At 44.8% G+C, this 20,034-nt stretch carries 10 protein-coding genes; 3 read left to right on the forward strand and 7 right to left on the reverse strand.

The window, feature by feature from the left end:
- Window positions 1-18 precede the first annotated feature (18 nt).
- Complete coding sequence (locus QUA99_RS22935; protein WP_333241223.1) at window positions 19-2,016, reverse strand: non-ribosomal peptide synthetase; 1,998 nt, start codon at window positions 2,014-2,016, stop codon at window positions 19-21.
- A gap of 519 nt (window positions 2,017-2,535) precedes the next feature.
- Between QUA99_RS22935 and QUA99_RS22940 the strand changes: the two genes are divergently transcribed.
- The 3 genes from QUA99_RS22940 (at window position 2,536) to gntB (ending at window position 8,547) form a co-directional block, all read left to right on the forward strand.
- Window positions 2,536-6,096, forward strand: coding sequence for a WD40 domain-containing protein (locus QUA99_RS22940; RefSeq protein ID WP_333241224.1), 3,561 nt, complete (start codon window positions 2,536-2,538; stop codon window positions 6,094-6,096).
- A 515-nt stretch (window positions 6,097-6,611) separates the two neighbouring features.
- Entirely contained in the window at window positions 6,612-7,475 is an 864-nt protein-coding gene (locus QUA99_RS22945) for an AAA-like domain-containing protein (RefSeq protein WP_333241226.1), read from the forward strand.
- A 103-nt stretch (window positions 7,476-7,578) separates the two neighbouring features.
- On the forward strand, window positions 7,579-8,547 hold the full coding sequence (gntB, locus tag QUA99_RS22950) for a guanitoxin biosynthesis L-arginine gamma (S) hydroxylase (RefSeq protein WP_333241227.1): 969 nt from the start codon (window positions 7,579-7,581) through the stop codon (window positions 8,545-8,547).
- Between the two features lie 37 nt (window positions 8,548-8,584).
- Here gntB and QUA99_RS22955 read toward each other — a convergent pair whose 3' ends face one another.
- The 6 genes from QUA99_RS22955 to proX all read right to left on the reverse strand — a co-directional run.
- Window positions 8,585-9,739, reverse strand: a complete 1,155-nt coding sequence (locus tag QUA99_RS22955) for an aminotransferase class V-fold PLP-dependent enzyme (protein WP_333241229.1) — start codon at window positions 9,737-9,739, stop codon at window positions 8,585-8,587.
- Window positions 9,740-9,789: 50 nt separating this feature from the next.
- Entirely contained in the window at window positions 9,790-14,004 is a 4,215-nt protein-coding gene (locus tag QUA99_RS22960; protein WP_333241230.1) for an amino acid adenylation domain-containing protein, read from the reverse strand.
- Between the two features lie 5 nt (window positions 14,005-14,009).
- Entirely contained in the window at window positions 14,010-16,952 is a 2,943-nt protein-coding gene (locus tag QUA99_RS22965; RefSeq protein WP_333241232.1) for an amino acid adenylation domain-containing protein, read from the reverse strand.
- A 334-nt stretch (window positions 16,953-17,286) separates the two neighbouring features.
- On the reverse strand, window positions 17,287-17,487 hold the full coding sequence (locus tag QUA99_RS22970) for a hypothetical protein (protein WP_333241233.1): 201 nt from the start codon (window positions 17,485-17,487) through the stop codon (window positions 17,287-17,289).
- Window positions 17,488-17,496: 9 nt separating this feature from the next.
- Window positions 17,497-18,903 (reverse strand): hypothetical protein, encoded by a 1,407-nt coding sequence (locus tag QUA99_RS22975; protein ID WP_333241234.1) that lies wholly within the window; start codon window positions 18,901-18,903, stop codon window positions 17,497-17,499.
- Between the two features lie 364 nt (window positions 18,904-19,267).
- Window positions 19,268-20,034 (reverse strand): glycine betaine/L-proline ABC transporter substrate-binding protein ProX (proX, locus tag QUA99_RS22980; RefSeq protein WP_333241236.1); only part of this gene is annotated, 767 nt, incomplete at its 5' end.

Raw genomic sequence — 20,034 nt, forward strand, 5'->3', positions numbered from 1 at the left:
AGTTTATTTGTTAACAACCTATCCCATTTTTGATTTTTGTCTTCGTTCTCGCTGTTGCTCTAGAGCAGCTTTCCTTGAGCGACCCATTTGTGCTTTTTCATTGCTTTTTAAAGGATTTGATTGAAAATTTTGCCTGTTAGTTAAGTAGTCAGCTAACAAGTGTATTGTTGGGTATTGATACAGTTCAACAATTGATAGTTGTTGTCCTAATATATTTGATAATTCTAATATGCTTGACAATTTACTATGAACCTGAGCCATAAGTAAAGAATGTCCACCCAGTTCAAAGAAATTGTCGTGAATGCCAACATATTCTAAGAGAAGTACCTCTTGCCAAATAGTAGCAATGATTTCCTCTATCTCGGTTTGAGGTTTTACATAAGCAGCTTCTAGTTCTGGATGTATAACTTCGCGACTCCGTAGAGCAAGCCGATCTATTTTGCCGTTAGGGGTTAGAGGTAAAGAATCAAGCAGCACAAAGGCAGAAGGCACCATATAATCTGGTAACTTGCGATCGAGATAAGCACGCAGTTCTGCTTGGGTAATCTGGGATAAAGATGAGTTGGGAACTACGTAGGCTACAAGGTGGTTTTCCTTTCGTTCATTCTCTGCTGCTATGACCACAGCTTCTTTAACGCTGGGATGCTTTCCCAGTATAGACTCAATTTCTCCTAGTTCAACCCGCATCCCCCTAATCTTGACTTGAAAATCAGTGCGACCTAATAACTCTATAGCACCATCCGACCAGTAGCGCGCTAAGTCGCCAGTTTTGAATAATCGCTGAAGAGGATCGCTATTGAAAGGATTTGAGATAAATTTTTCGGCATTCACCTCTAAACTGTTGAGATAGCCACGAGCTAAACAAGCACCACCCATATAAAGCTCACCGACTTCTCCTGGTCTAACAAGCTCAAGATTTTCGTCGATGATATAGGCTTGGTTATGGGGATAAGGATAGCCTACAGGTATATAAATATATCCTCGTTCTGGGTCAAAGTCCTTTGGAACCGAATAAGCACAGTTACCAATGGTTTCTGCTTGACCGTAAACGTTGAAAATGTCTAAGCGCTCTTTAAACAGGTCTCGTAGCTGCTTGTAAATTTGAACTGGTGGTAAGTCACCAGAAAGCACAATCATTCGTAATTTAGATTTGGTCAGTGCCTCTGTGTGTCTTTTGTCCAGAGTTTCTAATGCCTGAAGTCCATAGCGCCAAACTGAGTGTACGCTGTCAACAATAGTTACTTTTTGTTTCTGGATCAGCTCGAACAAACTGATAGGGTTTTTGGTTTGTTCGCTATTGGCAATAATACTGGTGGCTCCTCGATACAGAGGTACCATTAATTGCCTGACAGAGGAAGAAAACGAGAAAGATGCCACATGGAGATAGACATCTTCAGGCTGAATTTGCATCACTTGGCTGACTGCTGGAATATAATGCGAGATGTTGGCATGAGTCACTTGTACTCCTTTTGGCTTGCCAGTGGAGCCAGAAGTGTACATGATGTAAGCCAAGTTTTCTATTGTTACCTCAGTGTTAGGTGTTTCCTCACTCTCATGGGCAATAGTGTCACAATCTGCGTCCAGACAAACGACTTGAATTTCCTCTTGGATAAAATTCTCAACCAGATGCTTTTGAGTCAACAGCAATGGCGCTTTAGTTTCTTTAAGAATAAAGTCCAGACGCTCTTTTGGATAAGCTGGGTCTAGAGGAACATAGGCACCACCTGCTTTGAGAATACCTAGAATTCCTATAACCATGTCTAGGGAGCGTTCCGCGCAAATTCCCACTCGCACTTCTGGCTTTACGCCTCGCTTTTTGAGATAGTTAGCTAGCTGGTTAGCCTTGGCGTTGAGTTCACGGTAAGTCCAGGACTGCCGATCGAATATCACCGCCACTGCATTACTGTTCTGCTCTACCTGTGCTTCAAATAACTGATGGATGCACTTATCCTGGGAATAAAGTGATTCTGAGTTATGTGCAGTTTGGCTCAGGGTTTGATCGGAAAAATTACTCATTGCTGCTAATATTACCTTATTGTTACGAATTAATAAACTGTATCAACATAAAAAATAGGTTCTTCCGTACTTACTGTGCTGAACTTTTAGGAAAATGCCAAAAGAGTAGGCAGGGTAAACGCATCTAATTTATAAATTCCCATATATAGCGTTCGAGTAGAAAAAAAAGCGCTACAGGTGGAAAGATTGTTCTCAATAAACAACAATAAAGCCGAGTCCGCAGTGTTCTAAAATCCCTCGTTATTGACAAGATGCGTTTGCCCTCTATTTTGAGCCGTGTCAAAGGTATAAAAATAAAATCTCAATTTCTTCTGGTGAAGTTCAGTTACATAGGTTAATTTCTAGCTCGCTAAGTAACATAATTTGTTTCAATTAGTATCAAAGCTTATTTGGTAATATAAAGTCAAGTCGGAAAAGTCGGAAAAGTCGGAAGTCGCAACAGGGCGATCGCACGGTATTTCTGAAACCCAGCCTCAATAAGGATTTTGACGAAAAAACAGGCTAAATTAATTAACTTTTATGCCCCAAGATAGCTATCAACTCGGTGGCAGTTTAACCATTGATGCACCTAGTTACGTGCAGCGGCAAGCCGACTCGCAACTGTATGAAGCCCTGAAGCAAGGAGAGTTCTGCTATGTCCTCAACTCCCGACAAATGGGCAAATCCTCACTTCTGGTGCGAACCAAGCATCGCCTCCAGCAAGACGGATTTCACTGCGCTGCGGTCGATTTGAGTGTGGTGGGGAGCGAACAAATTACTCCACTGCAATGGTACAAGGGATTCGTCGGTGACTTATGGCGACAGTTGGGGCTGCTGGAAACCTTGAATCTGAAAACTTGGTGGCAAGAACGCAACGATCTCGGTTTACTGCAACGTTTGCGATTATTTATTGAGGAATTGCTACTGGTGCAGTTTCCTCAACAAGAATTGTTTATATTTGTCGATGAAATTGACAGTCTGCTGGGCTTAAACTTTTCGATTGATGATTTTTTTGCCTTCATTCGCTTCTGCTATAACCAACGGGCAATTAACCCAGAATATCAACGCATTACCTTTGCGATTTTTGGGGTAGCAACTCCCTCGGATCTGATTCGAGACAGAACGAAGACACCGTTTAATATTGGGCAAGCTGTAGAACTAAAAGGGTTTGAGTGGGATGAAGTAACTCCCTTAATTCAAGGGCTGGACAAAACAGTAGAACAGCCTGCATCAGTGGTGAGGGCGATTTTAGACTGGACGGCTGGACAACCGTTTCTGACTCAAAAGTTGTGTCATTTAGTCGCGCAATTGAGTCAGCAGACAATCGGGAACGGTGGCAAAATGAGCATTCCACCGGGCACGGAATCGTTCTGGATTGAGAACTTGGTCAAAACTCGCATCATTGAGCGTTGGGAATCGCAGGATGAACCGGAACACCTGAGAACTATTCGCGATCGCATTGAACGTAACGGTCAGCGGGCTGGTAGAATTCTAGGCATTTATCAACAAGTTTTGCAAGACATTGAAATAAAAAGTGATGATAGTCGAGAACAGATTGAATTGTTACTGAGTGGCTTAGTAGTTAGACACGAGGGAATACTAGGGGTAAAAAATCGTATCTATCAACAAGTATTTAATCTGCAATGGGTTGAAAAAAAATTAGTTGCATTGCGTCCTTACTCGCAGGCGTTTGATGCTTGGATTGCTTCCAAACAACAAGATAGTTCGCGTCTTCTCAGGGGGGAAGCACTGAAAGACGCGACCTCTTGGGCGCAAAGTAAAAGTTTGAGCGATTTGGACTATCAATTTTTAGCCGCTTCTGGCGATTTAGATAGGCTGGAAATGCAGCAAGCTTTAGAAGCAGAACGCCTTAAAGAAGTGGAAACGCGACTGGTCGAGGAACAAAAAAGATTAGCACTAGAGAAAAAAAATTCTAGGCGGCAAAGGCTTTTGCTTTTTGTAGTAAGTATGGCATTAATTCTAGCCTGTGCATTGGGGCTAGCGGTTTATTTTCAGTATCGGCAAAGTGCTGTCAGCGAGATCAAAGCGATCGCCAAATCTTCCGAAGCGCTATTCGCCTCAAATCAAAAATTAGACGGATTAATACAAGCCATCAGAGCAAAGCAACAACTGCAAAAGTTAGGTAGTGTAGAACCAGAACTCGAAGACTCAGTTAAAGAAGTTCTCCATCAAGCTATTTATGGAGCGGTTGAGTATAACCACTTATCCGGGCATAACAATGTGGTTAATGATGTAACTTTCAGCCCTGATGGCGAACTCATCGCCTCAGCTTCTGCGGACAAAACCATCGATCTTTGGAAAAAAGACGGTACAAAACTAGAAACGCTTCAAGGGCATAACAATGCAGTTTGGGGAGTCGTATTTAGCCCCAGAGGGGATTTAATTGCTTCAGGTTCTGGGGATAAAACAGTCAAACTTTGGCGCAAAGACAGTACAAAATCAATTAACGTAAAGCCGAATTATACCTTGTGGCAAACCTTAAAAGGACATACCAATAATATTTCACAAGTCGCGATCGCTCCTAACAACCAGATTATTGCTTCCGCTTCTAAAGATAAAACCATTAAACTCTGGAGTACAGACGGCAAACTACTGAAAACTCTCACGGGGCATACAGATGAAGTTGACAGCGTTGCCTTTAGCCCGGACAGTCAAATTATTGCATCTGGTTCTAAAGATCAAACAATTAAACTCTGGAATACAGAGGGTAAACTGATTAGAACTCTCATCGGACATACGGATAAAGTCATGAATGTTGCCTTTAGCCGTTCAGGAAATCTCATCGCCTCGGCGAGTGCGGATAAAACAGTCAAACTTTGGCACATTGATGGAACTTTAGTCAAAACCCTAACTGGACACAGCGATGCCGTGACCAAAATCGCTTTTAACCCTCAAGCTGGTTTGCTTGCCTCGGCAAGTCTAGACAGAACAGTCAAACTTTGGCAGATTGACGGGACTCTGCTAAAAACCCTGCTAGTCGCCAAGGATGTCGTCTCTGGATTGGCTTGGAGTCCTGACGGGCAAATCTTTGCCTCATCCAGTTGGGATGGCCCGATCGCACTCTGGAAGCTTGATGACAGTTTGCTTAAGACTCTTAACGGACATCAAGCATCAATTTACACCATAAAATTTAGTCCTGATGGTAAGACAATTGCCACCGCCAGTCGTGACAATACCGTTAAACTTTGGCGGCTTGATGGTAGTTTAATTCGCACTTTTCCCAAACAAGCTGATAAAGTTTTCGGAGTAGATTTCAGCCCAAACGGAGACACGATTGCTACAGGTGGTTATGACGGCACTGTTCGATTGTGGCGACTAGATGGAACCTTAATCAAGACTTTTACTGGACATCAAGGTAGAGTTTTCGCGGTTGATTTCCATCCCGACGGGCAGTCACTCGCCTCGGCGGGTGAGGACAAAACAGTTAAAGTGTGGAGGATTGACGGCACCCAATTGGCAACTCTCAAAGGACATACCGATTACATTAACGGAGTGGCATTTAGCCCCGACGGACAAGTTATTGCCTCTGGTAGTGTGGACGGCACTGTCAAACTTTGGCAGTGGGATAATGCGATCGCATTTGGAAAGTCCAGTTACAAACTTCTACACACTTTAACAAGCCATCGCCGTCAGGTGGCGGGAGTGGCATTTAGCCCTGACAGCAAGACTCTTGCTTCAGCAGGTATGGATAGTATGGTGAGACTTTGGCGGTTGGATGGTACAGAAATTAGAGCTTTAAAGGGACACAAAAATGGGGTATTCGGAGTGGCATTTAGCCCCGATGGCAAGACTCTCGCCTCAGCAAGTTTTGACGGCACTGTTAAACTTTGGAGGTACGATGGTCAAGAGCTTGAAACTTTAAAAGGACATAGCGATGGGGTGTTCGGAGTGGCATTTAGCCCTGATGGGAATTTAGTCGCCTCAGCCAGTCAGGATAAAACCGCTATTGTGTGGAATTTAGAGCGAATTTTCCAGCTCGATTTTCTTGAGTATGGTTGCGATTGGGTGCGGGATTATTTGCGGACGAATGCTGAGGTGAAAAAGGAGGACAGACATTTGTGCGATCGATCTCCCCAATAGACATCTTCAATAACAGTTTTTTAGCTTCTGTTGGTGAAGATAACACTCTCGTTGTCTGGGATTTACCGCGCAAGACGAGAACTTGACCTGCTGGAATATAGCTGTAGCTGGGTACGAGATTATCTGAAGACTAACGCAGAGGTGGAAGAGGGCGACAGACAACTTTGTCAATAGTCATTCGCGATCGCGCCTCTTGGAACCAACCTGAGCTTCTAGTTGGGGGATTAATTGACCAATTTAGTATATTGACAAAAGCAACTAATTGTGTATTTCGGGACTTGCAGCAATATAACTTTACACAAACATACCAACTTTATCTATTTCTCGTTGAGCTAAACAACTGAATAATTAATAGTGAAGTTTTTTGGTGAATGTCCGCTGACAGTAATTCAGCCCAAGTTCTTCTGCCCTGTGCTATCTGGATCAAAGCCGAATGGTTTTAACTACCTGTTTTGTGAGCATAAAAATTAGCGAGCTAATTTGCTGTGTGCATACTACTCAAATGGAGTCACTACATGAATGTTGGCGAAGTTTTGGAAACTGTAGAACAAAGTCTGCTCTCTAGGCAACTGAGTTCTCTTGAGCGCTTAATCCTGTGTCACTCATGGCTCGGACGCGGTTATAGCGAGATGGCAGCCGATTGTGCCTATAGTATCGCTCACATCAAGGATATTGGCTCTCATTTGTGGCAGGCTCTTTCAAAAACATTAGGGGAGAGGGTGACGAAAAAAAATCTGTTTTTAGTGCTGAAGCAATATTTGCTCTCCCGGACAAGTGAAACAGTGGTTAGTGACCAGTTATTTGTTACCTTAGAGTTAGTAGAAGTAATAGAGCCACTACTAACGCCTACCACGAATCAGTTACCAGTTACCGCTGATTTTTTGGAGGTTTCATATTCAGAGGATAGCGAGCAATTACTACGCTTGAGCGTTCCCTGCGAGCTGTTAACTGAAGAAAGTTCGCAGCTAGAGAGATCGCAGCAGCAGTGCCAAATTTCTTGTGATAATACAGAGGCAGAAAATAATTTAAAAGCCCCAGTCATACAGAGCGAAACAACAACTCCTAGTAATTGTTTGCCGCTAGACTTTCCTCTTTACATTAATCGCCCCCCGATCGCAGAACTCACCTACAATGAAATTAGTCAATTTGGGCGATCGATCGGCATCAAAGCAACCAGGCTTCCGGGGAAAAATTTCCTACTTTTCCGTATTCTAAATCGTGCTACGCATTGTGGATACAAGACTGTCTACTTGGACTTTCAAGAAGCAGACGTTACCTTTTCTGCCGAACTCAATCAATTTTTGGGCTGGTTGTGTGCTAATCTCAGCAGGCAGTTGCATCTTAATCCCATGCTGAACGAGTATCGGGAATATGGGTAGCAACACCAACTTTAGGCATCTGTTTAAGGAAGCTACCATCTTTGTTTGAGAGCTAGCTTCAGTTCTAATTATTAAATAAGCTGGGAATTGCAAAGAAGTGACTATGGAGTGTAAAAATTACCAGTTTGAGAATGAGATTTGCCAAGAAATATTTTCTTTATCAAAATTAGACAACTGGCATTGTTTTCTCGCTCTGCTAGAGGATTATGTTATAATTTTCTTGATGGCAGCCACTTGTTCAGTTTCCTGGTATCTTTACCCTGTGGCAGTTTTAATTATTGGGTCTCGCCAGCGTGCATTGGCGACGATTCTTCACGAAGCATCTCACAAAACTTTAGCCAAAAATAAATTTCTTAATTTTGCGATAGGTACTTTTTTTTCTGGCTACTTTGTTTTACAAACAATGGGGTCTTATCGAGAATCTCATGTGCGATTTCATCACGGACATTTCGGGGATATTGAACTAGATCCCGATTACAAGTTTGCTATTGAAGCAGGATGGTATGCTCGACCTCAATCTGTAGAAAAGTTTACGATCCACAACATAGTTTTGCCATTTTTGTTGGCTAAAGTTCCCAGCTACTTGCGTTCCTTAATCAAGCATCGGCTTTTGGATAAACGCAATCGTCAAGAGACAATTGTCATGATTGTTTATCTGGGAGTTATAGCATCTATTTTCATCGGGTTCGGATGGGGCAAGTATATTTTGCTATTTTGGATCGTTCCTTATTTAACCACCTTCCAAATCATTGGCTGGTTTATTGAGATGAGCGAACATTATCCCTTGATGAACAATAACATTAATCTCTACAATACTCGCAATCGTCACAGTCATTGGCTGGAAAAGTTTTTGACGGGAATGCACAATGAGAGTTATCATCTTGTTCACCATTTGAATCCAGCAATTCCCTTCTGGAATGTTCCCAAGGCACATCAGGTTTATCTTCAGGATAAAAACTATGCTCAATTCGATCGTCAAGCAGGAGGAATATTTATTTCTGCCAATAATGCACCGAGTTTAATTCAAAGTGCGATCGACACCCTTCGTTCCCCAAGCCAAACAGATTTATAAATTTAGGTCCAGAATTAGGGATTGGCAAAGGCGAACTTCAGCTTAAAGCTTGTTCCAGATCCAAAATCAGCGTTTTCACATCCTCAATACCAACTGATAAGCGCAATAGATCATCAGGTATAACAGTTTCAGCACTGCTGGTGTCAAGGTTTTGCATTGATTCCATAAGTGCCCCGATTTCCACCAAACTTTTCACCCCTCCCAAGCTGGTTGCTGAAGTAAACACCTGTAATTTCCCTGCAATTTGAAAGGCTTCCTCACGGCTACCTACCTGAAAAGAAACCATTCCACCGCCATAGAGCATTTGTCTAGCAGCGAGTTCAGCACCTGGATGTTCCGGCAACCCCGGATAGTAAACTCGCTTAACTTTAGGGTGGTTACTCAAAAATTGGGCAATGTCACTTGCTGCCACTGAACTCGCCTTAATCCGCAACGGCAAAGTTTGAATGCCCCTAAGAATTAACCAAGCATCAAACGGCGCGTTCCCAATCCCCATGCCAACCTGAATCTCCCGAATCCGCTCGAAAAACTCATCTTTGACTTTGGATACAATAACCCCGCCCATCGCATCGGCGTGTCCCCCCAAATATTTGGTGCAAGAATGGGTCACCAAATCTGCTCCTAACTCGAACGGACGTTGTAGTATAGGCGTTGCCCAGGTGTTGTCACAAACACACCTCGCTCCTACCTGATGAGCCATTTGTGCGATCGCTGCAATATCTGATATCTTGAGCAATGGATTTGAAGGAGTTTCAAGCCAAACCAATTGAGTGTTAGGGAGACTGATGGCTTTCTCCACCTGATTCAAATCGGTCATATCCACAAAGGTGGACTTCAAATGCCAGCGTGCAAACACGGTATTCAGCAATAAACCTGTACCACAGTAGGAATCTAGAGGTGCTACAATATGCGCCCCTGGTTCCAATGCTAAGAACACACTTGCGGTTGCGGCAGAACCGGAAGCGACTGCTGCTGCAGCTTCTCCCCCTTCCAACTCACACAGGCATTTTTCTAAGTTGTCGCGTCCTGGGTTGGTACAGCGAATGTAATCATAGGGGTGCTCGTAACTCCCATCTGACTGTCTGGCAAAAGTAGTGGATAGGTGAATTGCTGGTGTAACAGCATCCGTACCGGGGTCTAGCGGGTGTCCTGCATGGACAGCGAGGGTTTCGATACCAGGCTTAATCTGCATATTAATATTTAAAAAATGACTAATCTCTTGGTAAGTTTTTCCATCATTCTTCAATTAAGATAGGTTCTCAACTTTTGAGCGAGAATCTCACTTTCAATGATGGAGTAGTGGTTGCCAGGAATATTATGCGTAATCATACTTCCGGCTACTACAGAAGCCCAGCCAAGACTTGGGTCGTGGTTCTGCTTCATTGACTCGTCAGCACAGAAAAAAGTAATTCGACCTAAATAGGGTTGGGGTGTATAGCGAGCTATCGCTTGAGAGTTGGCTTTGAATACCCGAAATAGCGAACTGCCTTGCTTTTGTCCTATTTCTTTTGGTAATAGTCCGACTTCTTTAGCTTGCTCTAGAACATAGTTTAATTGATCCTGTGCTTCTAGAGGGCGCAATATTTCTGCTGATATTGGCAAAGCTTTGTTAGACAGTTCACTCAGTTTTTTTACCCAATCAGCTAACAGCATTGTCTCATCCATCAAGAGAGAAGCTTTGAACTTTTGGATAGGCGCATAGCTGTCAATCAGAGCTAGCAGAGATACCGTTTGCCCAGAAGCTTCCAACTGCACAGCTATTTCAAAAGCGATCGCCCCACCCATAGACCATCCTCCAAGTTGGTAGGGCCCCTCTGGCTGAATGGTTTGCAAAGCTTTGATATAAGTGGCAGCCATATCTTCAATTCGGGTTAGGGGTTCGCACGACCCATCTAAACCTAGCGATCTCAAGGCGTAAAAAGGTTGCTCTAAGCCGAGATAGCCCGCTAAATCTGCATAGCAGAGAACATCACCGCCGACAGCATGGACGCAGAAGAAAGGAGACTTGTTTCCTTTTGGCTGAATTGGAACTAAACAAAAATCAGTTGGGATATCTTTTTCAGTTTTTATCAGATTCGCTAAATCTGCGATCGTGGGAGACTGAAAAAGTGTTACTAAAGGTAAACTTTTTCCGAATTCCTGCTGAATTTTAGCCATCAAGCGGACGGCTAACAGCGAATGACCCCCAAGAGCAAAGAAGTTATCTTTCACTCCCACCGATTCAACATCCAAAATTTCTGACCAAATTTGCGCTAGTTGTCTCTCTAAGGCATTGCTTGGAGGTACAAAGCCGGTATCTGTGAAGCTAGATTTATCTGGGGCCGGTAGGGCGCGACGGTCTACTTTCCCATTGGGGGTAAGTGGCAGAGACTCCAAGACTACAAAGGCGGCGGGCACCATGTAGTTTGGTAGCTTTTGTTGCAGGAAACTACGCAGTTTACTGGCGGTAAGCGTTGAGAGTTTCGGCACTACATAGGCAACAAGTTGTTTGTCGCCTGATTCTTTGGTTCTGACGATAACTACACACTCTCGTACTTCTGAGTGCTGACCGATCGCTGTTTCAATTTCTCCGAGTTCGATACGGAAACCGCGAATCTTCACTTGATGGTCAATGCGACCAAGAAACTCAATGTTTCCGTCTGGTCGATAGCGAACTCGATCGCCAGTTTTATACAGGCGCGCCCCAGGTTCATTACTAAAGAGATTGGGGATGAATTTCTCTGCTGTTAAATCTGGGCGACCCAGATAACCGCGAGCCAAGCCTAAACCACCAATGTGCAATTCCCCTAGAACACCAATTGGGACAGGTTGGAGGTGATGGTTCAGAATATATGTAGTAAGATTCCCGATCGGGGTGCCGATGGGTACGCAAGAAGCAGCAGGATTATTGGCTATGAATTCAGACAAGTCATAATAAGTAGTTATGGCTGTTGTTTCCGTTGGTCCGTAGCCATTGAGCAATTGCGGAGGATGCGCCAGTCCCTTCACGCAACGTTGCCACAGCTTTAAGGTTTCTGGCAAAACGGCATCTCCCCCAACAGACACCACCCGCAACGATTCTGGAAGTGTCTCTTCTGCCGCTGCCAGTTCCACCATCACCTGATGCCAGTGGGATGTCGGCCAATCCATCATGGTTATTTCCCACTCGCGGCATCGTTGCACAAATCTGGTGCCAGATAGTAGCATTTCGTCGGTCCGTAGAACCAGTGTTGCGCCTGCACTCAGGCAAGGGAAAATTTCTATTACCGCCGCATCAAAGGCAATGGAAGCAAACTGGAGAACACGGTCTGACTGTGTAATTTTGTATATCGTTATAGCAGATGAGGTAAAATTGACAATAGACCGATGCTCAATCATCACTCCTTTTGGCTTTCCGGTAGACCCAGAAGTATAAATCACGTAAGCCAAGTTACTGGCTTTAACCTCAGTGAGTAGATTTTCTTCACTATGAGCGCCGATATTCTGCCAGTCGCTATCCAAGCATATTACCCGTGCTGCACTCACAGGCAATGAGGACGCCAATTTTTCCTGAGTTAGCAGCACCTTAACCTGAGAATCACTCAACATATAAGCCAAGCGTTCAGCAGGGTAGGCTGGATCTAGGGGCACATAAGCACCACCCGCTTTGAGAATTCCCAACAATCCTACTACCATTAAGGGCGATCGATCTACACAAATCCCCACCAAAACTTCAGGCCCCACTCCTAGCGCTCTCAAGTGATGTGCTATTGTGTTTGCCCGTTGGTTTAGCTCTCGGTAGGTCAGTTGTTCGCCTTCTAAGATTACCGCAATAGCATCGGGCGATCGCGTCACCTGTTCCTCAAATAACTCATGGATACACTTATCGAAGGGATACTCTTTTGTGGTATTGTTCCATTCCACTAACAACTGATATCTTTCTGACTCAGTTAGCAAAGGTAATTCCCCAACTCTTTGGTCGGGATTAGCAACAATCGCTTCTAACAAAGTTTGGAAATGACCTGTCATTCGGGCAATTGTATCCGCCTCAAACAGGTCGCTGTTATATTCCCACGACCCCATTAGTCCCTTTTTTGTCTCCCCAATCGACAGGCTCAAATCAAACTTAGCCGTACCGCTTTCTACCAACTGGGGAGTAATAGTAATACCGGGCAACTCAAATATCTCCTGCGAGAAATTCTCCAACGAAAACATCACCTGAAACAGAGGATTGTAGCCAAGGGAACGTTCCGGCTGCAAGGCGTCTACCACTTGCTCAAACTGCACATACTGATGTGCGTGAGCATCCCAGACAACAGAGCGCACATGAAGCAGGAACTCAGAGAAACTAGGATTGTTTTTGAGCTGAGTACGCAACACCAAGGTATTGACAAAAAAGCCAATTAGTGGTTCAATTTCTTGGCGATTGCGGTTAGCAAAGGGCGAACCGATACAAATATCGTCTACTGAGCTTTCACGATGGAGTAAGATTGCGAAAGTCGCCAGCAGGGTCACAAACAGAGTGACACCTGACTTTTGGCTCAGGGTTATCAGTTGCTCGGTTAAATGCTCTTCAATTTGAAATTCCCTGGTAGCACCACAGAAAGTCTGAACCGGGGGGCGCGGATAATCTGTTGGCAATTCCAACAAGGGCGGTGCGTCAGCTAACTGTTGTTTCCAGTAATTAAGTTGTCGCTCAAGCAATTCCCCAGTCAAACACTGCCGCTGCCAAAGAACAAAATCAGCATATTGTATCGTTAATTCGGGTAAGGGATTTGGCTCACCTTTTGTGAAGGCTTGGTAGAGGACTCCTAACTCTTTGAAGAATATCTCCATTGACCAGCCATCTGTAATGATGTGGTGCATAACTAGGAGCAGTACATAGGATTGTTCGCTTAGTCGCAGCACAGTGGCACGCAGCAGGGGCTCATTAGCTAGGTCGAAGGGGCGCTGAACTTCCTGTTGAGTCAACCGTTGCACCCGATCGCACTGTTCGTCTTCTGCCAAGTCAAGCAAATCTACCACTGGTAGAGTCACAGTTAAACTGGAAGCGATCGCTCGCACTGGAAAGCCATTCACCACCCCAAAACTGGTGCGAAGGGATTCGTGACGGCGAATAATCTCGTTGAGACTTTGCCTTAGTGCTGCGACATTGAGCGTCCCTCTAAGGCGAAAGCATCTGAAGGCATTGTAAGAATAGCCATCAGGATTTAACTGCTGCAAAAACCACAGTCTCTCTTCAGCAAAGGATAGAGGTAAGTTTTTGTTACGGGATACCTTCTGAATAGGTTGAACTAGAGAACTGGAAGCCTGATTTTTATGCCGTAAAAAACTAATAATCTCTGCTTTGCGCTCTCGCAATTGGGTGAGCAACTCTGGAGTTAGCGTTCCCTTGGGTGCTTTATATCTCAGGCGAGCCTGTTGGGGCAAAGTGCTGTCAACTTCATCCACCCAGAGTTTTACGCCTAGACTGTCAAGATAAGATAGAAACTCATTCATCGCTTTTATATTTCCCCCTCTTCCTGGTCGTCAAAGGAAGTAATTCGTTCGTACCCAAAGGACTCTGCTAGCTGCCAGGTTTGCTCTCCCAGAAAGTCAACCTGATAATCTTGTTTCCACAGTTCGGCAGCCTGAGCCGAAATCTCTTTGTGAGTGTGGAACTTTATGTCACCTATCATCCTTGACACCGAGTGAATGCCATCGGTCATCCGCTGCTTTTTGTCCTCATAGATCTGTAACATTTCCGGAGCGAAAGAAAGACCAAGAAATTGGCACAACCCTTCGACAGTAGTGTGAGGTTGTTTGACCAAATCCTCGAACTTAACCCGGTATTGGCGATGAGCGGGGATATGCTCTAAGAATTCTAGAATATTCTGGTGGCTAATCAGCCACATTAGCTCAGCCTTTTCTTTTGCAGACAGAGAAATTTCATCCTTAACTTGCGCCGATAACAACAGATCCAGTTTCGCCTCTTCCATAGAGCGGATCGTGCCGTAGGGGTGACGAAGCAGATGAACGTAGAGGGGGTTCTCGAAATAAATTTCGGCTCGTTGAAGAACTTCCGGGTTAAAAGCGTAGGGGGGACTCTTATCAACTAGGGTTTTGCCGGGAAGCCATTGTTGCATCAGGTCATAAAACTGTTTTGTTGTCAGCTTTTTGTCTTCTAACTCTTGCATGAGGCTTTGTGCTTCCTGAAGGCTATAACCCTTGATTTCCATGAGCGCTCGAATCAGACCTTCGCCCATGAACTGGATGCGTTCAACGAAGGTAGCTTTTCGTTCTTCGAGGGTGTTAAACGAGAGTAGATGTAACTCGGGTGGAGCAAATAGCTGCGGGTGTCCACCCACGATGACACGGAGCAAGGTTGAGCCAGAGCGTGGAGGGGAGAGGATAAAGATCGCTGGTTTGTTCTTCTTGGTTTGAGGTTCTTGACTGAGAGATAATCCTGACAGATGCCGATGTAAATAACGACGCATTCGATCGATTTGAGCGACTTCAATTTTCTGATTTGACCAAGTTGTTGAACTCAGCTTAGAGCTGCTTGCTTTTCCAGCGAACTCTGGATAGTGTTCGTTGAGGTAAGCCACAAATTGGGCAATTGTCGGAGCCTCGAACAGTGCTGTAGGGTGTAATATCTGACTTATTTGGGCTTGGGCTTGAAGTTCATTAATCAACCTCATAGCCTTGATTGAATTACCACCAAGTTCAAAGAAGTTATCGTGGATGCCAATTGGTTGTACTTGGAGAATTTTTGTCCAGATGTTGGCTACAATCTCTTCTACTGGTGTGCGGGGTGGGACAAAGGTTTCTACTGTTGTGCGTGTTGGTAAGGGCGCGGGCAAGGCGCGGCGATCCACCTTCCCGCTAGGGGTTACGGGGAAAGCCTCCAGCACAACAAAGGCGCTGGGCACCATGTACTCAGGCAGACGTGCTTTCAGATAACTCCGCAGCGGCGGCACCAGCTTTTCGAGGGAGTTTGACTGTGGCAACATCTGTTCGGCTTGCAATTGGGCCTCTTGGCTCTGCTCCTGGGGAGGGCTTTCTTGCGAAGTCGGTACGATGTAGGCTACCAAGCGCTTGTCACCTGGTGCATCCTCACGAGCCAAGACTACAGCCTGTCGAACCGCTGGGTATGCCGTAACTACAACCTCAATTTCTCCCAACTCGATGCGGAAGCCACGTATCTTTACCTGGTCGTCGCTCCGACCAAGAAACTCAATGTTACCATCGCGATTGTAGCGGGCTAGGTCGCCAGTTTTATACAGACGCGCTTGAAGTAAGGAGCTATTGGGGTCGGGAATAAATCGCTCAGTAGTTAAATCGGGTCGATTGAGGTAGCCCCGTGCCAGAGCAATGCCACCAATGTACAGTTCCCCAGGGATGCCTTCGGGAACTTGCTGCATCTGGGCATCTAGCAGATAAATCTGTGTGTTAGCAATGGGGCGACCAATCGGAGGAAGTGCCGGCCAATCAGAAGGTGAACCAGTCAGGGTGAAAGCCGTAACTACATGGCTTTCGGATGGTCCATATTGATTGTGCAGAGTGCAATTTTGTAGCTTTGTCAACCAGTTGGCGATCGGTCTGGTTATCTGCAACTGTTCACCCGCAGTGATAATCTCACGCAGCGTCGGGACAACGGCTCCCTGAGCATCAGCTACCTCAGCTAGCTGTTGAAGGGCTACAAAGGGAAGGAAGAGTCTGTTGATTTCTTGAGCTGCGAGAAAACGCAACAACTCGAACGCATCGACGCGCACTTGATCTGAGATTAAGACCAGCGTTCCGCCTGAACACCAAGTCGAGAAAATTTCCTGAAAGGAAACATCAAAATTGACAGGAGCAAATTGCAGAGTCCTTGCTCCCACAGGCAGCGTTGAGTTTTCCCGTTGCCAAATAATTAGATTCGATAAGGGACGGTGACTCATGGCCACTCCCTTTGGTCTGCCTGTAGAGCCGGAAGTGTAGATTACGTAGGCTAGGTTATCGGGCGTTACCGCAATGATTGGGTTCTCCTCACTGTGGAAAGCAATCTCCTGCCATTGCGTGTCCAGGCAGACAACGTGCGCTTGGTGTTTTGGAAGAGACTCGACTAACCGCGCTTGGGTTAGCAGCACTGATATTTGGGTGTCTTCCAACATGAACGTCAATCGCTCAGTTGGGTAAGCTGGGTCAAGCGGCACATACGCTCCACCCGCCTTAAGAATGCCTAACAGTCCCACGACCATTTCTAGGGAGCGCTCTATGCAGATGCCTACCAACACCTCTGGCCCGACGCCCAATGCCTGTAGGTAGTGCGCTAGGACGTTGGCGCGACTGTTCAACTGGCGGTAGGTGAGGCTCTCCTGTCCAAACACCACTGCCACCCCATCAGGCGAAAGCTCTACAATCGCCTCAACTAGCTGATGGATACAGGTTTGGGCGTATTCCGTTTGTGTACTATTCCACTTCATCGGTAGTTAATGGCGTTTTACTTGGATCGACAGTGAGAGTTCGTCGAGCCGTCTCGTGAGGAGAAGCAACCCGACTTTCGACTGATTTCTGAAAGTTTTTGATAGTCTGAAAATCTTGTGAAGATTTTAAATTTTCAAATAATTTCCTATTGCATTAAAGAAGTTAATCCACCCATAAAACATTTCTTGAGCCCCCTGGATAATTTTGTTCTCTTGCTCGCTATCGAATTGACAACATAGTGCGTATTCCACATTCGCCACATGGTCTGGTTCTTGGGTTAGATGAATATCTACCCAAGGTAATTTTTGGGTTTTGGTACAATTACTAAAAGAATTAAATGAATAGTAACTGCACCCAATGGTTTGTCCAGGCAATCCCGACACAACCCAGCCGCCCGACCAGGTGCATATCAATCGAGCGGGGATTTGCTACGGCTGCCTGAACCGCAGCGGGTGTGATTTGGCTGTAGACCACCCGCTGAGGATGCTTCAATTTTAGGGCTTGTTGGAGATGCCATGCGATCGTAGTGGGCATTTCCAAAAATTAGGGAAGCAGGGATTGTACGTCTTCTAGTGGCGTTTTAGTGGTCTTCACGACATTAGTCTTGAGCTTGCCATACTCCACGTACTTGTAAGTTCGATCTGATGGATTGAATCTCAATATTACCGAACGCAGATATCCTTGATAAGTGAAAGCTTTCTGACCTGACGGCACCGAAATCTCTATCGTTTCCGTTTTAACTTCGCTCCATTCCTCCGTGAAAGTTAAGCTAAATCCAATTTTGGTACTAGCCTTGATGAATTCTATCGAAGCCTCGAATGAATTTTCAATGCTAAAAGACTGACTGGTCGAGAAAGTAAACCCCTCGCTCACACTTATGCTATACGTTGATTGAGCTGGCGAATCCGTGTTATCCAGACACCCGATATTATTTAAATCAGGAGCATATAACACGATTACTTCAACAAAATCCTCTTTAGCGATCTTTGGCAAAGATTTTAGAAAGGTATCCGCGTTCGCTGGCGGCTTAGTGGTGAAAATTTCTATTTTAGACGGTTTTATTGGAATAGCACGAGCTGAATTGAATACCTTAAACAGCCGCTCTTTGAAGTGACTTGTAATAAACATGTAATCCGACAGAAGCGGAGCGATATCTGTGTAGAGTATCGAGCGACAATTGATATCTAGAGTCGTATCATGCTTCAGAGCTGTTTTTTTCTCTTTATAATCCTTGATCCTTAGTCTCCAGTTGATTGTTAAGACCCCGATCCCATCAGCTTCGGTTTTGTCTGGATCGTAATTTAATACCAAAAATATCGCCCGACTATCGGTCTTGTCGTAGTCCTGGGCCTGCTGATCGTTAAGGGGAGCGATCGCGTTACTCAAAACTGATTCGAGCGCTTGTCGATCTAGACCTTGAACGAGAGTTGCTGAAGCATTAACCCCGACTTGTACGAATAATTGCTTAATAGCATCTATGGTATCGTACTTATCGGCATACGTAGGTTGCTCGTTTTTAATGCCGCCAAAACCCGGTTTATTGGACAAGAGGTAATCAAAATGTAGTGGGAACTGAATGGTTGATAGTTCTGCCGTATATCCCGCCGCGCTACCATCCGGTCGCCAATTCCCCTCTGAAGATGGTGCTAACCCACGATATACTATCTCGTCACCCAAACCGCGTTCGACGAGCGACTCGACATCGAACTCACTCCTGTAAGCCAACTGATTGTTTTCACCTTCTTGAGGGGTGAAAATACCGTAGCTTTGCACTCTTCCGCTAGGAATTGTATTTTTGACATCCTGTATGTACCCATCAAGTTTATCTGTAGCCGAATCTGGACACGTCAATCCAATCGAATTCAATTGTTGTTTCAGGGTATCAACTGTTAGCTGTGTGGGTTGAGCTTTCTCTAACTGAATTTTAATTTTTCTGACAGGAATAGGCATTGTTTTTTCTCCTGAAGTGTTTTTTGTTTGACAACAATACTATGAATTATCCAGTTGTTTAGCTCAACGAGAAATAGATAAAGTTGGTATGTTTGTGTAAAGTTATATTGCTGGGAGCCACATAGTACACAATTAATTGCTTTTGTCAATATCCTAAATTGGTCAATTAATGCCCCTACTAGAAGCTCAGGTTGGTTCCAACAGGCGCTTCGGACGAATTACAGATACCCAGTCAGTAGCCGTTTAACCTCTGTTGGCGAGATCGCTCTCAACTGCCCTCTCTCCACAATCTGTTGGACTCGATGCAGTCGCCTATCCACGCTGTTCGAGGCATCCGACCTTCTGTCTATCAGAGTAGTTAAAATTATTTAGAAGCTTTTCCAGCAATTCTTGCTTCTTCCAGCCAACCATCAACCAGTGCTTGATGGTTTTTCACCCACACTTCGGCATTATGACGGATATTTTTTGAGCGATTTTGACCCTCATGGGCGAGTTTTTCTTGGGTAATAAGATCCTCAAAAGGAACCCGAACCAGTTCAAACCAACGTTTGGCGGCTGGGTTAGCCTGTAAAAATTGCCGGGAAGCCACAAAACGCCCTTTATCCGCAATAAATCCAAGATTCTTCCCACCTATCGTGGTGTCTTTTTGTGTCACCTCTTTTCCATTTTCTCCTGGTAAAGAGGTAAAGGGAACTTCTAACCAAACCACATCTTTACCAGTTTGTAACACTGAAGTCAACCAATCAAGATTAAAACTGTTATAGAGTACGGGTTTTCCTTGCTGATAGCGAGCAATGATATCTGCCTTGAGAACTTCAAATTCTCCTTTATCCTGTTTGACAGTATCCTCTAATCCATAAACTTTCAAGTGATGATCGATCACCAGTTCACAGGCAGAACCCGGATTGCAACCCGTTAAATTTGCCTTACCATCTCCGTCTGAGTCAAAAAGTTTTGCAAGTTTTGGGTCTTTCAGTTGGACTAGATTCGTAATTTTATATCGAGCGGCAGTCTTCTTATCAATCGAATAACCTTGAATAAGAGCGCCGGAAACGGGAGCATCCCGGTTTTGCAAAAACCTCAAATGGCTAAGAGGTCGTTGAGGTAAGCACAACGAAGTTTTAGCATTTG

Origin of the sequence: Microcoleus sp. F10-B2, assembly GCF_036704965.1 — a bacterium.
In the GTDB taxonomy this organism is placed as follows: Bacteria; Cyanobacteriota; Cyanobacteriia; order Cyanobacteriales; family Microcoleaceae; genus Microcoleus.